12 protein-coding genes are annotated in these 16,029 nt (G+C 69.7%); 7 read left to right on the top strand and 5 right to left on the bottom strand.

The annotated features are described in order from the left end of the window. The first annotated feature begins 104 nt into the window (after positions 1-104). The 5 genes from ACYVO2_RS05535 (at position 105) to ACYVO2_RS05515 (ending at position 5,823) form a co-directional block, all read left to right on the top strand. Entirely contained in the window at positions 105-2,357 is a 2,253-nt protein-coding gene (locus tag ACYVO2_RS05535; protein WP_461006449.1) for an MMPL family transporter, read from the top strand. Positions 2,358-2,460: 103 nt separating this feature from the next. Continuing rightward, positions 2,461-3,180, top strand: coding sequence for a response regulator transcription factor (locus tag ACYVO2_RS05530; RefSeq protein ID WP_461006448.1), 720 nt, complete (start codon positions 2,461-2,463; stop codon positions 3,178-3,180). After that, the gene (locus ACYVO2_RS05525; RefSeq protein ID WP_461006447.1) at positions 3,177-4,592 is read left to right on the top strand and encodes a sensor histidine kinase; all 1,416 of its coding nucleotides are present in this window, start codon (positions 3,177-3,179) and stop codon (positions 4,590-4,592) included. The genes ACYVO2_RS05530 and ACYVO2_RS05525 overlap by 4 nt, the downstream gene beginning before the upstream one ends. A gap of 150 nt (positions 4,593-4,742) precedes the next feature. Further along, positions 4,743-5,147, top strand: coding sequence for a PaaI family thioesterase (locus tag ACYVO2_RS05520; RefSeq protein ID WP_461006446.1), 405 nt, complete (start codon positions 4,743-4,745; stop codon positions 5,145-5,147). Between the two features lie 28 nt (positions 5,148-5,175). Further along, positions 5,176-5,823, top strand: coding sequence for a TetR/AcrR family transcriptional regulator (locus ACYVO2_RS05515; protein WP_461006445.1), 648 nt, complete (start codon positions 5,176-5,178; stop codon positions 5,821-5,823). Between the two features lie 188 nt (positions 5,824-6,011). On the opposite strand, the gene ACYVO2_RS05510 is transcribed toward ACYVO2_RS05515, so the two are convergent. Beyond that, on the bottom strand, positions 6,012-7,283 hold the full coding sequence (locus ACYVO2_RS05510; RefSeq protein WP_461006444.1) for a sensor histidine kinase: 1,272 nt from the start codon (positions 7,281-7,283) through the stop codon (positions 6,012-6,014). Between the two features lies 1 nt (position 7,284). Beyond that, positions 7,285-7,971, bottom strand: coding sequence for a two-component system response regulator CseB (gene cseB / locus ACYVO2_RS05505; RefSeq protein WP_461006443.1), 687 nt, complete (start codon positions 7,969-7,971; stop codon positions 7,285-7,287). A 355-nt stretch (positions 7,972-8,326) separates the two neighbouring features. Here cseB and ACYVO2_RS05500 point away from each other — a divergent pair, with 355 nt between their 5' ends. Further along, positions 8,327-9,877, top strand: a complete 1,551-nt coding sequence (locus tag ACYVO2_RS05500; protein WP_461006442.1) for a trypsin-like serine protease — start codon at positions 8,327-8,329, stop codon at positions 9,875-9,877. Positions 9,878-10,340: 463 nt separating this feature from the next. Here ACYVO2_RS05500 and ACYVO2_RS05495 read toward each other — a convergent pair whose 3' ends face one another. Beyond that, a complete protein-coding gene (locus ACYVO2_RS05495) occupies positions 10,341-11,390 on the bottom strand; it encodes a WD40 repeat domain-containing protein (RefSeq protein ID WP_461006441.1) in 1,050 nt (349 codons plus the stop codon). 353 nt (positions 11,391-11,743) lie between these two features. On the opposite strand from ACYVO2_RS05495, the gene ACYVO2_RS05490 reads away from it, so the two are divergent. Continuing rightward, positions 11,744-14,503: a hypothetical protein gene (locus tag ACYVO2_RS05490; RefSeq protein ID WP_461006440.1), complete on the top strand. Its 2,760-nt coding sequence runs from the start codon at positions 11,744-11,746 to the stop codon at positions 14,501-14,503. 176 nt (positions 14,504-14,679) lie between these two features. Here the strand turns inward: ACYVO2_RS05490 and ACYVO2_RS05485 are convergent, their stop codons facing one another. Then, positions 14,680-15,069, bottom strand: coding sequence for a hypothetical protein (locus tag ACYVO2_RS05485; RefSeq protein WP_461006439.1), 390 nt, complete (start codon positions 15,067-15,069; stop codon positions 14,680-14,682). Positions 15,070-15,258: 189 nt separating this feature from the next. After that, positions 15,259-16,023 (bottom strand): SDR family oxidoreductase, encoded by a 765-nt coding sequence (locus ACYVO2_RS05480; protein ID WP_461006438.1) that lies wholly within the window; start codon positions 16,021-16,023, stop codon positions 15,259-15,261. Between the last annotated feature and the right edge of the window lie 6 nt (positions 16,024-16,029).

Raw genomic sequence — 16,029 nt, 5'->3', positions numbered from 1 at the left:
TGGGGTCGAACCGTCAAGAAACCCTCAGTTTCTCTGTGCGGAGGTCGTCAAGTCCCTTGAGAAGGATGTGGCGGGTCGTCTTCCGAGCAGTGAGGGAATTCTTGATGGCTACGCTCTTGTACCGGCTGGGCGCGTTGGGTGCTCGTCGGTGGCGAACGATGTTGATCGGATGGCTGCTGGCCCTCGTTGCGGTGGTCGGTCTGGGGGTTTCCTTCGCCGGCTCCTTCGCCGACAGCAGCTCCATCCCTGGGTCGCCGGCCCAGACGGCCCTGACGAAGATGAAAAGGCACTTCCCCGAGCCGGACGTCCAGTCGGCGCAGATCGTGTTCCAGGCTCCGCCCGGCCGCAAGGTGACCGAGCCGGATCTGCGCAAGTCCCTGGAGGCCACGCTGGAGGCCACGGCCCGGGTCTCCGGGGTCGGCGAGGTCAGTGACCCGTCCGAGCGTGACGCCGTCTCCGAGGACGGGCGCACCGCGGTGGCGGAGGTCACCTTCACCACGAAGGAGGCCGACGACGTGCCGACGGGCACGCTGGACGCGGTGAAGGCCGCCGGGAGCGCGGCCGAGCAGGCGGGCCTGCGGACCATCCACGGCGGTGAGCCTTACGAAACCTCGCATCCGCCCGTGGGGCCCAGCGAGCTGATCGGACTGGGCGTGGCCCTGGTCATCCTCGTGATCACGTTCGGGTCGCTGCGCGCCGCCGGTCTGCCGCTGATCACCGCGGTGCTCGGCATCATCGGTACGGTGGCCGCGATGATGGCGTTGGCGACGGTGTTCGACGTCTCCGACAACGCACCCACCCTGGCGATCATGCTCGGACTCGCCGTCGGCATCGACTACGCCTTGTTCATCCTCTCCCGTCATCGCGCCCAGTTGGGTGCCGGTATGCCGGTCCGGGAGTCCATCGCCAGGGCCACCGCCACCGCGGGCAGTGCCGTTGTATTCGCCGGCGCCACCGTCCTCATCGCGCTCGCCGGTCTGTCGGTGGCCGGTGTGCCGATGCTCACCTCCATGGGGCTGGCCTCGGCCGGAGCGGTCGCGGTCGCGGTCATCACCGCACTGACCCTGCTGCCCGCGCTGATGGGGATGGCCGGCCGCCGGCTCACGCCCAAGGAACCCCGGTCCGCGGCCCGGCGCAGCAGGTTCCTGCCCCTGGGCCGTAAGCGCTCCATACGGTCGGCGTCGCACAACGGCCGGACGGCCACGATGGGCGTGCGCTGGACCCAGGGCGTCCTGCGCCACCCCGTACGCAACCTGATCCTGGGCACCGCCGCGCTGATCGCCCTGGCCGTTCCCGGCATGGAGCTGAAGCTGGCCCTCACCGATGAGGGTTCCAGCGCCACGAGCAACTCCAGCCGCCAGGCCTACGACGTGATCAGTGACGCCTTCGGTCCCGGCGCCAACGGCCCCCTCGTCGTACTCGTCGAGAACGACGACCCGGCCGCCGTCACCTCTACGGCCACCACCGTGGAGGACGTACTGCGAGGGGTCCGGGGCATCGCGGACGTCAGCGATGTCGACATGGCCGAGGACGAGACGGCGGCACGCATCCAGATCATCCCCGACTCCGGACCGCGGTCCGAGGAGACCGGCAACCTCGTCTCCCGGCTGCGCACCCAGATGCAGCCGTTGGCGCAGTCCAGCGGCAGCCAGGTCGCCGTCACCGGTATGACCGCGGTCAGCATCGACGTCTCCGACAAGCTCAGAGGCGCACTCGTGCCCTTCGTGATCGTCGTCGTCGGCCTCTCCCTGCTCCTGCTGATGATCGCGTTCCGGTCGATCGCCATCCCGGTCAAGGCGACCATCGGGTTCCTGCTGTCCGTGGGCGCCGCCTTCGGAGCCACCGTCGCAGTCTTCCAGTGGGGTTGGCTGGCCGGCCTGCTGGGCGTGCCCAGCGAGGGTCCGGTGGCCAGCTTCGTGCCCATCATCGTGATGTCCGTGCTCTTCGGGCTGGCCATGGACTACGAGGTGTTCCTCGTCTCCGCCATGCGGGAGGACTACAACCGCCACCGCGACGCCCGCACGGCCATCCTCAACGGAGCCCGCAACGCCGCCCGTGTGGTAACTTCTGCGGCGCTCATCATGATCTCGGTGTTCGTCAGTTTCCTGTTCTCCCACGACGCCGACATCATGCCGATCGCCTTCGCCCTGGCTTTCGGCGTCATGGTCGACGCCTTCCTGGTGCGAATGACCCTCGTGCCGGCGACCCTGGCACTCCTCGGGGACCGGGCCTGGTGGCTGCCGCGACGCCTTGACCGCGTGCTGCCCCAGCTCGACGTCGAGGGCGAGAACTTCCACGCCCCCGAACCGGCGGCCCCGCACGCCCCCGTCAAGGAATCCACTCCAGCAAACCTGTGACGAACCATGAGCAGCACAGCCGCCACCGGGATCCGCCCCGAGTCCGCTGCAAGCGGCGGAAACGGCAGACGCCGGGCCGCCGCTGCCGCCACCAGGAGCACACATGAACGCCGTCAACACGCCGGGCCACACCGACCGCGTCCTCGTCATCGACGATGATCCCGGTATCAGGCGCCTGCTGATCTCGGCACTGCAATTCGCCGGATTCGACGTCGAAACGGCGGGCGACCTGAGCGAAGCCCTCGACCAGGTCGCCCGCCGCCCCCCGGACGTCATCGTCCTCGACGTGATGCTCCCCGGCGCCGACGGCTTCGAGATCCTCCAACTCCTGCGCGCCCGCGCCATCGACGTCCCCGTCCTCTTCCTCACCGCGCGCGACGCCGTCGAAGACCGGGTACGCGGACTGCGCCTGGGCGGCGACGACTACGTCACCAAACCCTTCAGCGTCGTCGAAGTCGGCGCCCGCCTCCAGGCCCTGCTGCGCCGCGCCCACGGCGGAACCCCCGCCATCGACGAAACGCGCCTGCGCTGTGGCGACCTCACGCTCGACGACCTCCGTCACGAAGTCCGCCGAGACGGCCGGATCGTCGAACTCTCCCCCACCGAGTACCGGCTGCTGCACTACCTGCTGAGTCACCAGGGGCAGGTCCTCTCGCGCGCCCAGATCCTCGAGGCCGTGTGGCAGTACGACTTCGGCGGGGACTCCGTCGTCGTCGAGCGTTTCATCTCCAACCTCCGACGCAAGATCGACCATGGCCGTACGCCGCTGCTGCACACCGTCCGCGGCGTCGGCTACTCACTCCGAGAGCAGGACGACACGTGAGAATCCGCGGCCGTCTTCCCTGGGCTTCCTCCAGCGTCCGCCTGCGCCTGCTCGCCGGGCTGGCCGTTCTCCTGGTCGTCGGACTGGCCGCCAGCGCCGTCATCAGCGCCTTCCTCCTGGAAGACTTCCTGGACAAGCGCAACCAGGACACCCTCGAAGCGAACGCCGAGCGTCTGACCCGGGTCATCGGCCAGGGACCGCAGACCGCCAATGCCGACCAACTCGGTGCCCTTCTCGGTTCGCCCCTGGGCACGGTGGCCGTCGACGAGGACAACAACGTCCTGCTGAGCACCGGCTCGGCGTCCCGGGCCGCCCACGAGGTGGCCGCGCTCAGCGCGACGGCACCTACAGGAAAGGTGGTCACCCTGGAGGGTGGCGACCTCGGCGCCGTACGCATCCCCAGCCCCGGCCTGATCATCGACCGCGGGCCCGCCGAAGGCACCGTGGCACCGGCGACGGTCATCCTCACCATCGACACCTCCGTCGACGACGCCACCACCGACGCACTCATCAGACGGCAACTGGTGCTGATCGGCGGCGCGTTGCTGGCGCTGTTGGCGCTGTCCGTCATCGTTCTGCGTCTCGGCATGCGCCCGCTCGCCCACATGGCCCGCAGCGCCGACGCCATCGCCGCGGGCTCCCTGACCGAACGGCTGCCCACGCACCGCAACGGCAGCGAAGCCGACCTGCTGGCCAAGGCGGTCAACCGGGCGTTCGACGCCCAGGCCCGCGCGGAGGCGACCGTTCGCTCGCTGGCCGCCGACACCTCCCACGAACTGCGCACGCCCCTGTCCACCATCTCCGGCTGGCTCGACCTGCACCGCCAAGGCGGCCTTTCCGGCCCCGGCCTGGAAACCGCACTCGACCACATCGAGAACGAAGTGGGGCGGATGCGTCTGCTCGTGGAGGATCTCGCGCTGCTCGCCCGCCTGGACGCCGGGCGACCCGTCGAGCAGGACGATGTGGACCTCACCATCCTGGCCGCCGGCGTCGTCGAGGACGCCCAGATCATCTACCCTCAACGCGACATCGCCATGGCTCCCGCACCGCCTGCACCCGTCATCGGCGATGCCCCCCGCCTGCAACAGGTCCTGCGCAATCTCGTCGGCAACGCCGTCCAGCACACTCCGGCTCAGACCTCCGTGCGCGTCGAGGTCGCCCTCAGCAGCGAGACCGTACTGCTGAGTGTCCTCGACAACGGCCCTGGCATCTCCCCTGAAGACCTGCCCCGCGTCTTCGAGCGTTTCTGGCGCGCCGAGGCCAGTCGCAGCCGCGCCTACGGCGGTTCCGGTCTCGGCCTGGCCATCGTGGAGGCCATCGTCCACGCCCACCGCGGACAGGTGGACGTGCGCTCGGACCTGGGAGTCGGAACCACCGTCACCGTCCGGCTCCCGCGCGGCCACCTCCCGTGATGCCCCACGCACCGCACCGCAACCATCGGGCTCGTCCGCGGGACTGCTGCGCACGTTCATTGCCAGGCGGCCGTCCGGTCGGAAGTCCAGGGTTGACGGCATGAGTTAACGCGGATAACTTATCGTTCTTAACTCAGATGGGAGCAGCCCGTGCCCTCACTCGCACCCGAAGACGTCTACGCGCTCGCGCCGTACGCCAAGACCCTCGGAGTCGTCTTCGACGAGATGACGGCAGCCGGCGTTCGAGCCACCCTGGCTCACGATCTCTCGCTCTCCACGGTGGGCGGTGGCCTCCATGGCGGAGCGCTGATGGGCCTCGCCGATGTGAGCGGCGCCGTGTGCGCCGCGCTCAACGGTCCGGCCGGCGCCGCACCGGCCACCGTGGAGTCGACCACGCACTTCCTTCGGCCGGCCCGCACAGACGTCGTCGCGACAGCTCGCCCCCTGCGGGTCGGTCGCAACACCGTCATCGAGGTCGACGTGCACGACGCCGAAGGTGAACTGTGCGCCCGGGTGACCCAGGTGGTCACCGCCGTCAAACCGAAGACGTCCTGATGTCGCTCTCGCCCGAAGGTCCCCGCCTGTGACCGGCTCCCGCGTTCGCGCCGCCAAGGGCCAGGGCGGGCTGCTCCGCGAGCAGCTTCTCAACATCGCCGATCAACTGCTCGAAGAGGGCGGTGCCGACGCTCTCACGATCCGCGCGGTGGCGACAAGAGCGGGGGTCACCCCGCCGGCCGTCTACCTCCACTTCGCCTCGAAGAGGGAACTCGTCCACGCCACGTGCCTGCGTGTGTGGAGTTCACTGTTCATCGAGTTGGAGGAAGTCTCCCGGGGGGTCCCGGATCCGGTGACGGCGCTCTACGAAACCTGCGTCGCCTACATCGCGTTCGGGCTTCGCCATCCCTCCCAGTACCGGCTGGTGATGGATGGCGAGGCCACCGAGGCCAGTCGCCGGAACGAGGACGCGTGTTTCCGCTACTTCCGGGACAAGGTCGCGGCCTGTCTCCATTCCGGGGTACCGGTGGACAGCACCACCGAAACCGCCAGGCTGCTGTGTGCCGGCGTGCACGGCGCGGTCTGTCTCCTGATCCACCAGGAACGTGACGCATGGCCTCGGGACACCGCTCGCTATGTCACCCGGGCGGCGGCCTCCACTGTCCACGGCGCCCTTCTCACCGCGTCTCACGCGGCGCCCCCACCGTCCATGGACGCCGTGATGCGGTCGGGCTGAACCAGGTTCGATTCGGAGTCTGGTGCTCGACGGCCCGCGGCGGGGTCACGGCTTCCTGGTAGGTGACCGTTTGCCGAGGGTCGGCAGCACGTCTCACGGTCGCGCGCCACGCGCAAGGCGGCTGCCGGCCCTTCTCCACGATCGGCTGGTGGATCGTGGAGGCGCGTCGCCACGTTGACGGGCGTCGGTCAGCCGGGTGGGAGGCGCAGTGTGGCCGTCGCGCCTCCGTCGGGCGCGTTGGTGAACTCCAACCCCGCCCGGATGATTTGTGCCTGGCCCAGCGCGATCGTCAGCCCGAGGCCGTGGCCCTGGCCGCGCTCGACCGTTCCGGTCCGGAAGCGTTGCGGCCCGTGGGTGAGCAGCTCTGCCGGGAAGCCCGGGCCCTGGTCGCGTACCACGACGGTGGCGCCGTCCACCGTCACCGTGACCGGTGCCCGCCCGTGACGGTGGGCGTTGCCGACCAGGTTCGCGAGGATCCGGTCCAGCCGCCGCGGATCGGTGCGTACCGTCCCGGCGGCCGCAGCCGAGACGCGCACCGCCAGCCCGGTGCGCCGTACCGAATCCTCGACCAGATCGCCCAGCGGAACGGTCACCGGATCAGCCCGTTCCACGCCCGCGTCCAGCCTCGACACCTCCAGGAGTTCCTCGACCAGCGTACGCAGCACCCGGATCCGGTCCCGCACCAGATCGGTCACCTCGCTCCCGGGCAGCAGTTCCGCCAAGGTGACCAGTCCCATCAGCGGGGTCCGCAGTTCGTGCGCCACATCGGCGGTGAACCGCTGCTCGCCGCGCAGCCGCCGCTCCAGGCTGTCCGCCATCCGGTCGACGGCCACTGAGATGTCCGCGATCTCGTCCCTGCCCCGCCCCGGGCCGCCGGTCCGTGCATCGAGTTCACCGTCGGTGATGCGGCGCGCGGTGGCGGCGACCCGACGCAGCCTGCGGACCAGGAGCCCGGTACCCAGCGCCGACAGCGGCAGCACCGCGGCCAGCGCCGCTGTCGCCGCGTACACCATGTGCCGGTCGAGTGCCTTACGGCTGAGCCAGTCGAGGTCCATGGGGACGCGGACGCCCGTCCATCGGCCGTGGGACTCCTGGGCGGCCCACATCCAGGGCACATGAGCCACACGTGTGTCGTACCAGGTCTGGGGACTGCCGCCAGCCCTGCGTACCTGTTCGCGGAGGGGACGGGGTAGTTCCTCGGGGTCAGTGATGACGGAGTCGTACACTCTGGGCGCCTGCGGTAACGCCTTGGTGCGGGGCAGTTCGCCGGGGCTCCTGGCGGGGTCGTACAGCCGCAACGCGCCGGGGAGTTCGGCGAGTGCCTTTGCCCTGCCCTCTGCGAGCGAGCGCTCGTACGTCGCCGTGTGCACGAGGACACCGATACCCAGGGCCACCACGGAGCAGGCGGTGGCCACCAAAGCGGTGATCTTCCAGCGCAGCGAGGCGAATGGGCGTGCCATGTCAGCGCACCAGCTTGTAGCCGAAGCCGCGGACCGTCTCGATCCGCTCGGCACCGATCTTTCTTCGCAGCCGCTGCACGCACAGGTCCACGACCCTGCTGTCGCCGTCCCAGCCGTAGTCCCACACATTGCGCAGCAGCGTCTGTCGCTCCAGTACCACCCCCGGGCGGGCGGCGAACTCCAGCAACAGCCGCAGCTCGGTCGGCGTGAGGACCACGGGCTCGCCGGCCACCCGCGCCTCCAGCCCTTCCGTGTCGAGTGTCAGGTCTCCGAAGGTGAGCACCGGGTGGCCGTCGACGATCGGCTCGGCGGTTGACTCGACGCGGGTGAAGGTGGCTCTGCGCAGCAGCGCGCGTATCCGCGCCACCAGGACGGAGGGCTCGACGGGTTTGACGACGTAGTCGTCCGCGCCTGCCTCCAGGCCGCCGACCACGTCGATCGAGTCGCCGCGCGCGGACATCATGAGAATCGGCACCAGGCTGGTCTCCCGCACCCGTCGGCACAGTCCGATGCCGTCAAGGCCCGGCAACATCACGTCCAGGAGCAGCAGGTCGTGTCCGCCGGCGCGGAAGCCGTCCAGCCCCGCCAGCCCGTCCTCCGCGGATGTCACCGTGTATCCGTAGCGTTCCAGCACGAGCCCCACGGCCCTGCGGATGACTGTGTCGTCCTCGACGAGGAGAACGTTCACCGGCTCGGACACCTCTGCCTCACCTGCCCTGCTTGTCACTCACGATGCAACGACTCGCCACGGCAAGAGTAGGGAGAACAACGATCAGAGGTAGGCCGAAGTGGCGACCGGCGGTGGTCGCTCCCCGCCCGGGGCAGCGCATGACGCCGCCTTCCGCCTGGCGAGAAGTGCGGCGGCACTGGACTTCCCAGGGTGATACAGAACTGAGCGGCTGCCCTGACACGCCTGATACGCGGGCGAGACCAGCCGGAGGACCGCCGGGTCCAGGATCGACGCCGGACGGGACGGCCGGGTGCCGTTCCCGCGGACAACCCGCCGGAGCGCTGCTTCGGCGGCGTACGAAGGGGAGTCACTCATGCGCAAGTGGATCAGCCCAAGGGCGGGCGCCGCCCTGACGGCGGGGGCCGCGATGACCGCGACCCTGATGGCCGCCTCACCGGCGCAGGCCGTTCTTGGTGGCACCGAGTCAACCCACGCCTACTCGTTCATGGGATCGTTCCAGCCCTCCTACCCCGCGCCGCCGCGTCCGGACGGACACGGTTGTGGGGTGGAGGTCCTCGCACCGCAATGGGTACTGACCGCCAGCCACTGCGCCGGCCGTAACCCGACCGGCGCGAAGGTGGGTGTCCCGAAGGGCTGGAAGGTCCGGGTCGGGTCACTGGACACCACGTCCGGAGGCGAGGTCGCCGAGGTCGACCACTACTACCGGCTGGCGACCAGCCGAGATGAGGGGGGATTCTGGGGCCGCGACATGGCGTTGATGCACCTGCGAACCCCGGTCAGGGCCAAGCCGGTACGGATCGCCTCGACCACGCCGGCGGACAACACGCCCGTCCGCATCATGGGCTGGGGCGTGACCTGTGACGACTCCGCGAGTCCGGCGTGTTCCCCCAAGCGACTGCGGGAGGCCGACACCGTGGTGCAGCCGGCCTCGACGTGTCCGTCGGCCGCCGACGGAGAGTTGTGCATCGGTAGTAGTGACGGCAGCGTCGCCGCGTCGAACTACGACTCCGGTGGGCCTGCGCTGGTCCGGGAGAACGGCCGGTGGGCGGTGGCCGGTGTGGTCAGCGGCCCCGACGAAAGCGGCAAGACGCTGTACACCGACGTCACCAGGCACGCGGACTGGATCCGCGGCATCATCAGCGGCACCGACGTGCCCCCCGATGACAAGATCCCGAACGTGGAAGGCGCAGCGGACCTGGGCAACTGCGTAGGCTCAGTGGTCAGCGGCCCGGCCTCCCGGCCTTGGGACCCGGCGTTGTTGCTGACCAACGGTCACTGCGTGGAGGGACAGCGGCCCGCCCCCGGAGCCGCGCTGGTGGACCAGCCGGCCGACCGTGAGGTACCCATCGCCGACCGTCAGGGCTACCCCCGGACCACCGTCCGGACGAAGCGGCTGGTGTACGCGACGATGACCGGCACCGACATCGCGCTCTACCGCCTGGACAAGACCTACGCGCAGTTGAGTGCCGATGGCGCGAAAGTCTTCCGGCTCACCTCCACCCCCGTGCGCGCCGGTGACCCGTTGACCATGGCCTACACCGGTGGTCGCCTCAGTTGCACCGCCGAGGCGGTGGTCCCGCACCTGCGGGAGGGCGGCTACCAGGAGGACAACTCGATCCGTTACGCCACCAGTGACGACTGCATCGCCCAGCACGGTATGTCCGGTTCGGCGCTGCTGGCCCCCGACGGAACCACGATCGCGGGGATCCACAGCACCCACAACGACGCCGGCGAGCAATGCACCGACAACAACCCCTGCGAGGTGGGCCCGGACGGAGCCGTGACCTCCGTGCAGGGCCGCGGCTACGGCCAGCAGGTGTACACGCTCACGGCCTGCCTGACCGCAGGGTCGAAGCTGGACCTGTCCCACCAGAGCTGCACCCTCACGAGTGCCACGCCTTGACCACCACGGCAGCCACTTCGGTGCGGAACGGATTCAGCGCACATGAGGCCGGGAAACCCTGTGGATGTCGGCACTGAGCACTGCCCAACTCGGCGCGGCGGCGGCCTGGGGTCTCTCGTTCGGATCATCGGGCGGACCGGGGGAAGGTGCCTGCGATGTGGAGCCCGGCCAGGTGGATGGTCGCGGGGCCCCGGCTTCCTCGTCGCAGCCAGTTGTGTCGCTGGTCCGCCGGGACGGGGATCACCGGGCGGATGCCAGGGGCCGGCAGCGGGGATCGGCAGCAGGATGGATCGTGGTCCTCACCCCGCCGCGGGACCGCCCCAGGGCGTGGTCGCCGGGCTGTCCGGCCGGGGCCCCCTTTCCATCACCGTGCGCAGCCTGATCCGACGGGCGTGGACCACCCACCGCTGGGACGAACGCCCGAACCGCCGACCATGACCGCACAGCCATTCTTGAATGGCCTCTACAGCGGAAATTCCCACAGGTGGACCGAGTCGCAGTGCGCACTACTTATGATCACGGGGCGGCTGTCGAGATCGGCCACCCGCACCCCGAACACCTCGCTGCTGTGCCCCCGGAGCGGCTGGCCCAGCAACCGGTGCTCGGCCAGGTCCCACACACAGACGGTGCCGTCCCTCGCCCCGGTGACGGCGAACGGACGACCGTGCACGGCGCCGGCGGTCAAGCAACTGATTTCACCCCCGGGCACGGCGAGGGGTTCGCCCCACTCGCTGGATTCGAGATCTCCCAGCACCACGCTCTGCCCGCCCGCCGCGACCACCCGCATACGACCGTCCACCGAGGCCAGGGCGAACTCGGTGGGCGTCTCGTCCAGGTCGTCAAATTCGGCGAGGTGCCGCTCTTCCTCGATGTCCCACACCAGCACGCCACCGTCCCGGCCACCGGCCACCACGACCGGCCGGCCTGCCCACAGTCCCGCCGCGGCAGCGCTACTGGCGCCCGACTGGCATTCCAGCTCCTCAATGTCCACGAGAGAGTCGTCAAGCGAGGGCTGCTCCGGCTCTGTCACCGAATCGTCCCCGTCGTCAACGTCGCCATCGTCGTCATGCCAGTCCTCCGGCTCGGCAACGGAGGGGTCCCACAACTGCACGCCCCACGTGCCGACGAATCCCACGAGCAACCTCGAACGGTCACCGAAGTCGGCCCTGACCACCGAGCCCACGCTGCCCTGCCATTCGCTCAGCCGTACCTTGCCCGTCTCCAGGTCCCACATGGCGAAGCCTTGGTGGTCACCTCCGCCGCCGATCACGATCCGGCCGTCGACCACCGCGGCACCGATCGAAGTGAGCTCCGTGTGGGGGAATTCCTCGTCCGGGACGTCGAGCTCGTACTGTGTCCAGCGGTCGCTCGCCGGATCCCAGGTGCACGCAAGCCGGTCCCTGTCGGGGCTGCCGACGAGGATCAGCCGACCGTCAAGGGTGACGAGGTCGAAATCAATGATGTGACCGCAGGACGCAGGCAGACTGGATATCAAGGGAGAGCGAATTGACATACCGGCACCTTGCCAGAGCCCTCTGACACTCAGCTCGCCAACGGTCTGCTCGGCATCCCGGTACGGGCAGCGTCAAGCCGCCTATCCGCGCGAGCTCTGAGATCCGTTTCACCCGTTCGGAGCAGTGGGGATCGCTCCGGTTCCGTGCGGTACGGGAGCGGGGCCCGGCGGTGCTGTCCCGGGCCTTGCAGCCTGGTCGAGGAAGTCGCCGCACGGGGGTCGGGCACGCGCGCGCCGATGAGCCTCTCTCCGCAGAGGCGGGTGCGTGCTGCCCCGCCACGTGTCGGCGCCCGCCGGGCGCCTTGCCCCGTGCTTTCCCACGGACAACACCCAGACGAAGGAGCGAGGAAGAAGTGTTCCCCTTCCATGAGAGCTTCGCCGGAGAAGGCCCCATCGACAAGAAGTGGAAACTGACCGGCGCCGTGAGAATCAAGGACTGGCTGCGCCTGGTGAAGGCGCAGAAGTCCCAGGCCGGCACTGCGCTGCTGGACCTGCCGTTCAGCAGCGACAAGGGGATATCGGTCGAATTCGAACTCGCCGCGCACGGCGGGGAGAAGTACGACGGCTCCTACGGGGACGGGTTGTCCTTCTATCTGATCGACGGAACAGGCGGCAACACGACCGGCCCCGGAGCCCCGGGAGGGGCACTCGGCTATGCCTGCCAGGACGCGAAGACCCCTGGAGTCAACAAGGGATACATCGGCATCGGCCTGGACCAATTCGGGTCCTTCTCCCTGGAGACGCACGCCGGGCACGGGGGGACAAAGGAACGCCAGCCGGACCACGCGGTGATCCGCGGCTCCGGTCATCAGTACGACCGCTACTGCTACATCAAGGGAGTGGCACTACCGAAAGACCTGAGCCTCTCGCAGAAGAATCCGGCACGCGTGCACCTCTCGATCATCAAGGGGCACGTGACCGTGGCGGTGGGCAACGGCAGCGATCGTAAGGTCCTGATCAGCGAGCAGTTGCCCTCTCCGGGGAAGATGGGCATGGACGCTCTTCCCGCGGAGCTCAAACTCGGCCTGTCGGCGTCCACGGGCTTCGCCACCAACAACTACGACATCCGCAACCTCGGCGTCACGCTGCCCGCGGACCTGTACACGGAACTGAGGGTTCCGGAGAGCATCACCAACGGCAAGCGGCTCACCTACACCGCCACCTTCGGGAACAACGGCCCCAACGCGGTCGAGGACGGCGCCGTGCGCATCGAGGTGCCCAAGGAACTGACCGGGGTGACCTGCGAGCTGACGGGCCAGACCGGCGGCGGGACCTGGGCGCCGGACAAGCAGGGCCACACGGTGACCGGGACGGCGAACCTGCCGGCTCCCAAGGACAAGGTGGTCGCCACGATCACCCTCACGGTCAGCGGCACCGTGCCGCAGGGCATCGCCGACGGCACCGTGCTGACCGGCGAATCCAAAATCAGCTCCGAGAAGACGGCAGACCCCAAGCCGGACAACAACGTCTGCAAGCGCCGGACAACGGTCAAGTACCTGGACGCCGACCTGTACACGAAGCTGAGCGCGCAGCAGACGGTCGACGCCGGCGGGGAACTCACCTACTACGCCACCTTCGGCAACGCGGGGCCCCATCCGGTGACCGACGGAACCGCGCGGATCGACACGCCCCGGGAACTGACCGGCGTAACCGCCAAGGTGGAGAAGGTCACCGGCGGAGGACGCTGCGTCCAGGGGCCGACGGTCAGCGGCGGCAAGGTCACCGGGATGGTGGACCTGCCCGCGGGCGCCACGGTCGTCGTCAAGGCGACCGGCACCGTGCCGGAGGACACCGCGGACGGCACACGGCTGACGGGCACGTCCGATCTGCGGTCCAGGACGACCAAGGACCCCAACCCCGGCGACAACACCGACACGCGCAGCACCTGCGTGCAGGTCCGCACGGCCGACCTGTACACCGCGCTGAGCGCGCCGGGGACAGTGGACAACGGCAAACCACTCACGTTCACCGCCACCTTCGGCAACCACGGCCCGAACGCGGTGAAGGACGGCGCCGCGTGCCTCGCGGTGCCCGCGGAGCTGGTCGGGGTGAAGCCGAAGATGGAAAGCAGCACAGGCGGCGGCCGGTGCGTCACCGGACCACAGCTCAAGGGACGGGAGGTCACCGCCCAGCTCGAACTGCCCAAGGGCGCGACCGTGGTCATCAGCGCCACCGGAACCATGCCGAAGCACGTCCCCGACCGCACGCAGCTCACCGGGAAGTCCTCCATCTCGTCCGCGAAGGTCAAGGACCCGAAGCCCGGGAACAACACGGCGACGTGCACCACCGCGGTGCGGGCCCTGGTCGCCGACCTGTGGACCAAGCTGGACGCCTGGCCCGAGCACGTCGCCGGCAGCCCGCTGTCCTGCACCGCCGCCTTCGGCAACACAGGTCCCCAGGCGGTGGACGACGCGCAGGTGTGCATCGACCTCGCCCCGCAGTTCACCGACGCCGACGTCCGCGTCGTGGACACGGCCGGCGGCGGCGACTTCCTGTCGGGACCGACGCTGAACCGGCAGAAACACCAGGTGACCGGCCTGCTGAAACTGCCCCGAGGTGGCAGGGCGACCGTCCGGGTCACCGGGACCATCGCCGAGAAGACCCCGGAGGGCACCGAGGCGCCCTTCTCCTCCCGCATCGACTCCGAACGCACCTACGACCCGGCACCGCAGAACAACACCGACAAACGCAAGACCAAGGTCCGGGCCCGCAAGCCCATCGCCGTCAAATGCACGGTTTTGGCGAGGGAGCCGAAGGGCGGGCGGTGGATCTACACCTACGGCCTCGAGGTCACCTACGACGGTCCCCTGATCAAACCGGCACAGGACTGGGTGATCCACTTCCGGGTCCCCCGCGGGTCCGAGTTCCTGCGGGCCAACAAGCCGCCCAAGGGGCTGCACACGTGGAACAAGGCCCCCGAGTACGGCACCGCGGGAGACGTCGCCTGGGTGATGTCCGACGGGCGGAGCCACCCGCTGCCCGGCAAGGTGACGATCTGCGTCCCCGTCGAGGTGAGCCACCCGGTGAAGGACAAGAAGTACGACGGTCTGGAGGGTCTGCGGGCCGACGCCCTGCGTGTCGCCCGGAAGAGCGCACAACTGGTCACCGCCTGACGGTCCCGCCGGAGGCGGCCGCGGTGTCGCCCGTGGCCGCCTCCGGCTCCCCGCCCGCGCTTCGTGCCGGGGCGGCCCGGCGACGTGCGGAGTCGCCGGGAAGGGCTCGCGCGCGCGGTTCGACGGACGGATGCCTCGAACAGCACGGGCCCGTCTCGCGGGCTCCTCCCGAGCGCTCAGGCGGGCGTGGCCGGTTCGTCCGCGCGGAGTGTGAGGGCCCGCATGACGAACGCCGTCTCCATCGCGCACAGTGCCACGCCGAGGACGACGTGCGCGGCGAGCGAGCTTGCCAGACCCAGCGCGGTCTGGGTGAAGGTGGCCGCCAGGATGCCGATGGCGGCCTTCAGCGGCCACGTCAGCCGGCGGTTGCCGCGCCACAGCAGGACGGCTGCCGCGACCTGGAGGAACACCAAGAGCTCGAAGACGTAGGCGTTGACGCCGTGCGGGTCGATGGAATCGACGTCGCCGTTCAGCAGCATTCCGGCGAGCAGGCCCTGCACCAGGGTTCCAAGGCAGGCCAGGGCGGACGCGACCTGCAACAGCGTGACGGCGCCACGTCCGTTCACCCCCCGGGCCGTCATGACCGCAGTGCCCGCCCCGGCAGGGGAGGGCTCGCTCCGGGAAGAGGTGTCGTGCATCGAAGTCCCCATTTCTTTCGGCTGGGTCGCTGTGCGTCACGGATGGGCGGCCGGACGTGCTGTGGGTGGCCGGGTCCCGGGGCACTGCGGGCCGCCGGTTCCGCCCGATCGTCCGGGTCAGGGCTGGGTGTCGAGCCATTCCCGGAACGTGGGGCCGGCGAGCCTGGCGTGCGGGCCGGGCAGGAACGCACCGGCCGACGCGGCTTCGGCATCGGGTATGCCGGAGCCGTCGACCGCGACCACCTTGATGCCTCGGCGGGCACCGAGGAGTTCGGCCGCCTCGGACAGGATCTCCGTGCGGGGTCCGGCGATCTCGGGGATCGGTACGCCGGGACCCGGCTGCGCGGCGTGGAGGTCGAGGGCCAGGTCGATCAGCGTCTCGGCCACGGTGCGGCAGGCCACGAGTTGTGTGGGCAGGGCGGGGATGCGGGCGACGTCGCCGGGCTGCCAGTCCAGGAGCTGACCGACGAACTCGTGGAACTGTGCGGCCCGCAGGATGCGAGCGGGCAGCGGGCCGGACAGGTGGGCTGCCTCGTGCACCTGCTGGGCGGCGAGGAAACCGGCGGTGGCCTTGTCCGCGCCGATGATGGAGACGGCGACGATCCGGTCGACTCCGGCTCGCCGGCCGGCCTCGTGCAGGTTGCCGGTGGCGGTGCGGAAGAACTCCGTGGCCGCCTCCTGGTCGGAGGCGTGCCATGACGCGACGTCGATGATGACGTCGACACCGGTGAGCGCGTCGGCCAGGCCCTCACCGGTGATCACGTCCACGCCGGTGGCGCGGGACACCGGCACAACCCGGTGCCCCCGTTCCGTGAGGACGTCCACGACGTGGCGTCCCAGCCGTCCGGTTGCTCCCGCCACGGCGAACTTGCTGCTGCTCATGGTCCA

This window comes from Streptomyces capparidis, assembly GCF_054782095.1.
This window is presented reverse-complemented; position numbering and strand designations above follow the sequence as displayed.

Coding starts and splice junctions, on each gene's coding strand:
- ACYVO2_RS05530 (WP_461006448.1), top strand. CDS start 2,461: ATGAACGCCGTCAACACGCCGGGCCACACCGACCGCGTCCTCGTCATC.
- ACYVO2_RS05535 (WP_461006449.1), top strand. CDS start 105: ATGGCTACGCTCTTGTACCGGCTGGGCGCGTTGGGTGCTCGTCGGTGG.
- ACYVO2_RS05480 (WP_461006438.1), bottom strand. CDS start 16,023: ATGAGCAGCAGCAAGTTCGCCGTGGCGGGAGCAACCGGACGGCTGGGA.
- ACYVO2_RS05510 (WP_461006444.1), bottom strand. CDS start 7,283: ATGGCACGCCCATTCGCCTCGCTGCGCTGGAAGATCACCGCTTTGGTG.
- ACYVO2_RS05495 (WP_461006441.1), bottom strand. CDS start 11,390: ATGTCAATTCGCTCTCCCTTGATATCCAGTCTGCCTGCGTCCTGCGGT.
- ACYVO2_RS05500 (WP_461006442.1), top strand. CDS start 8,327: ATGCGCAAGTGGATCAGCCCAAGGGCGGGCGCCGCCCTGACGGCGGGG.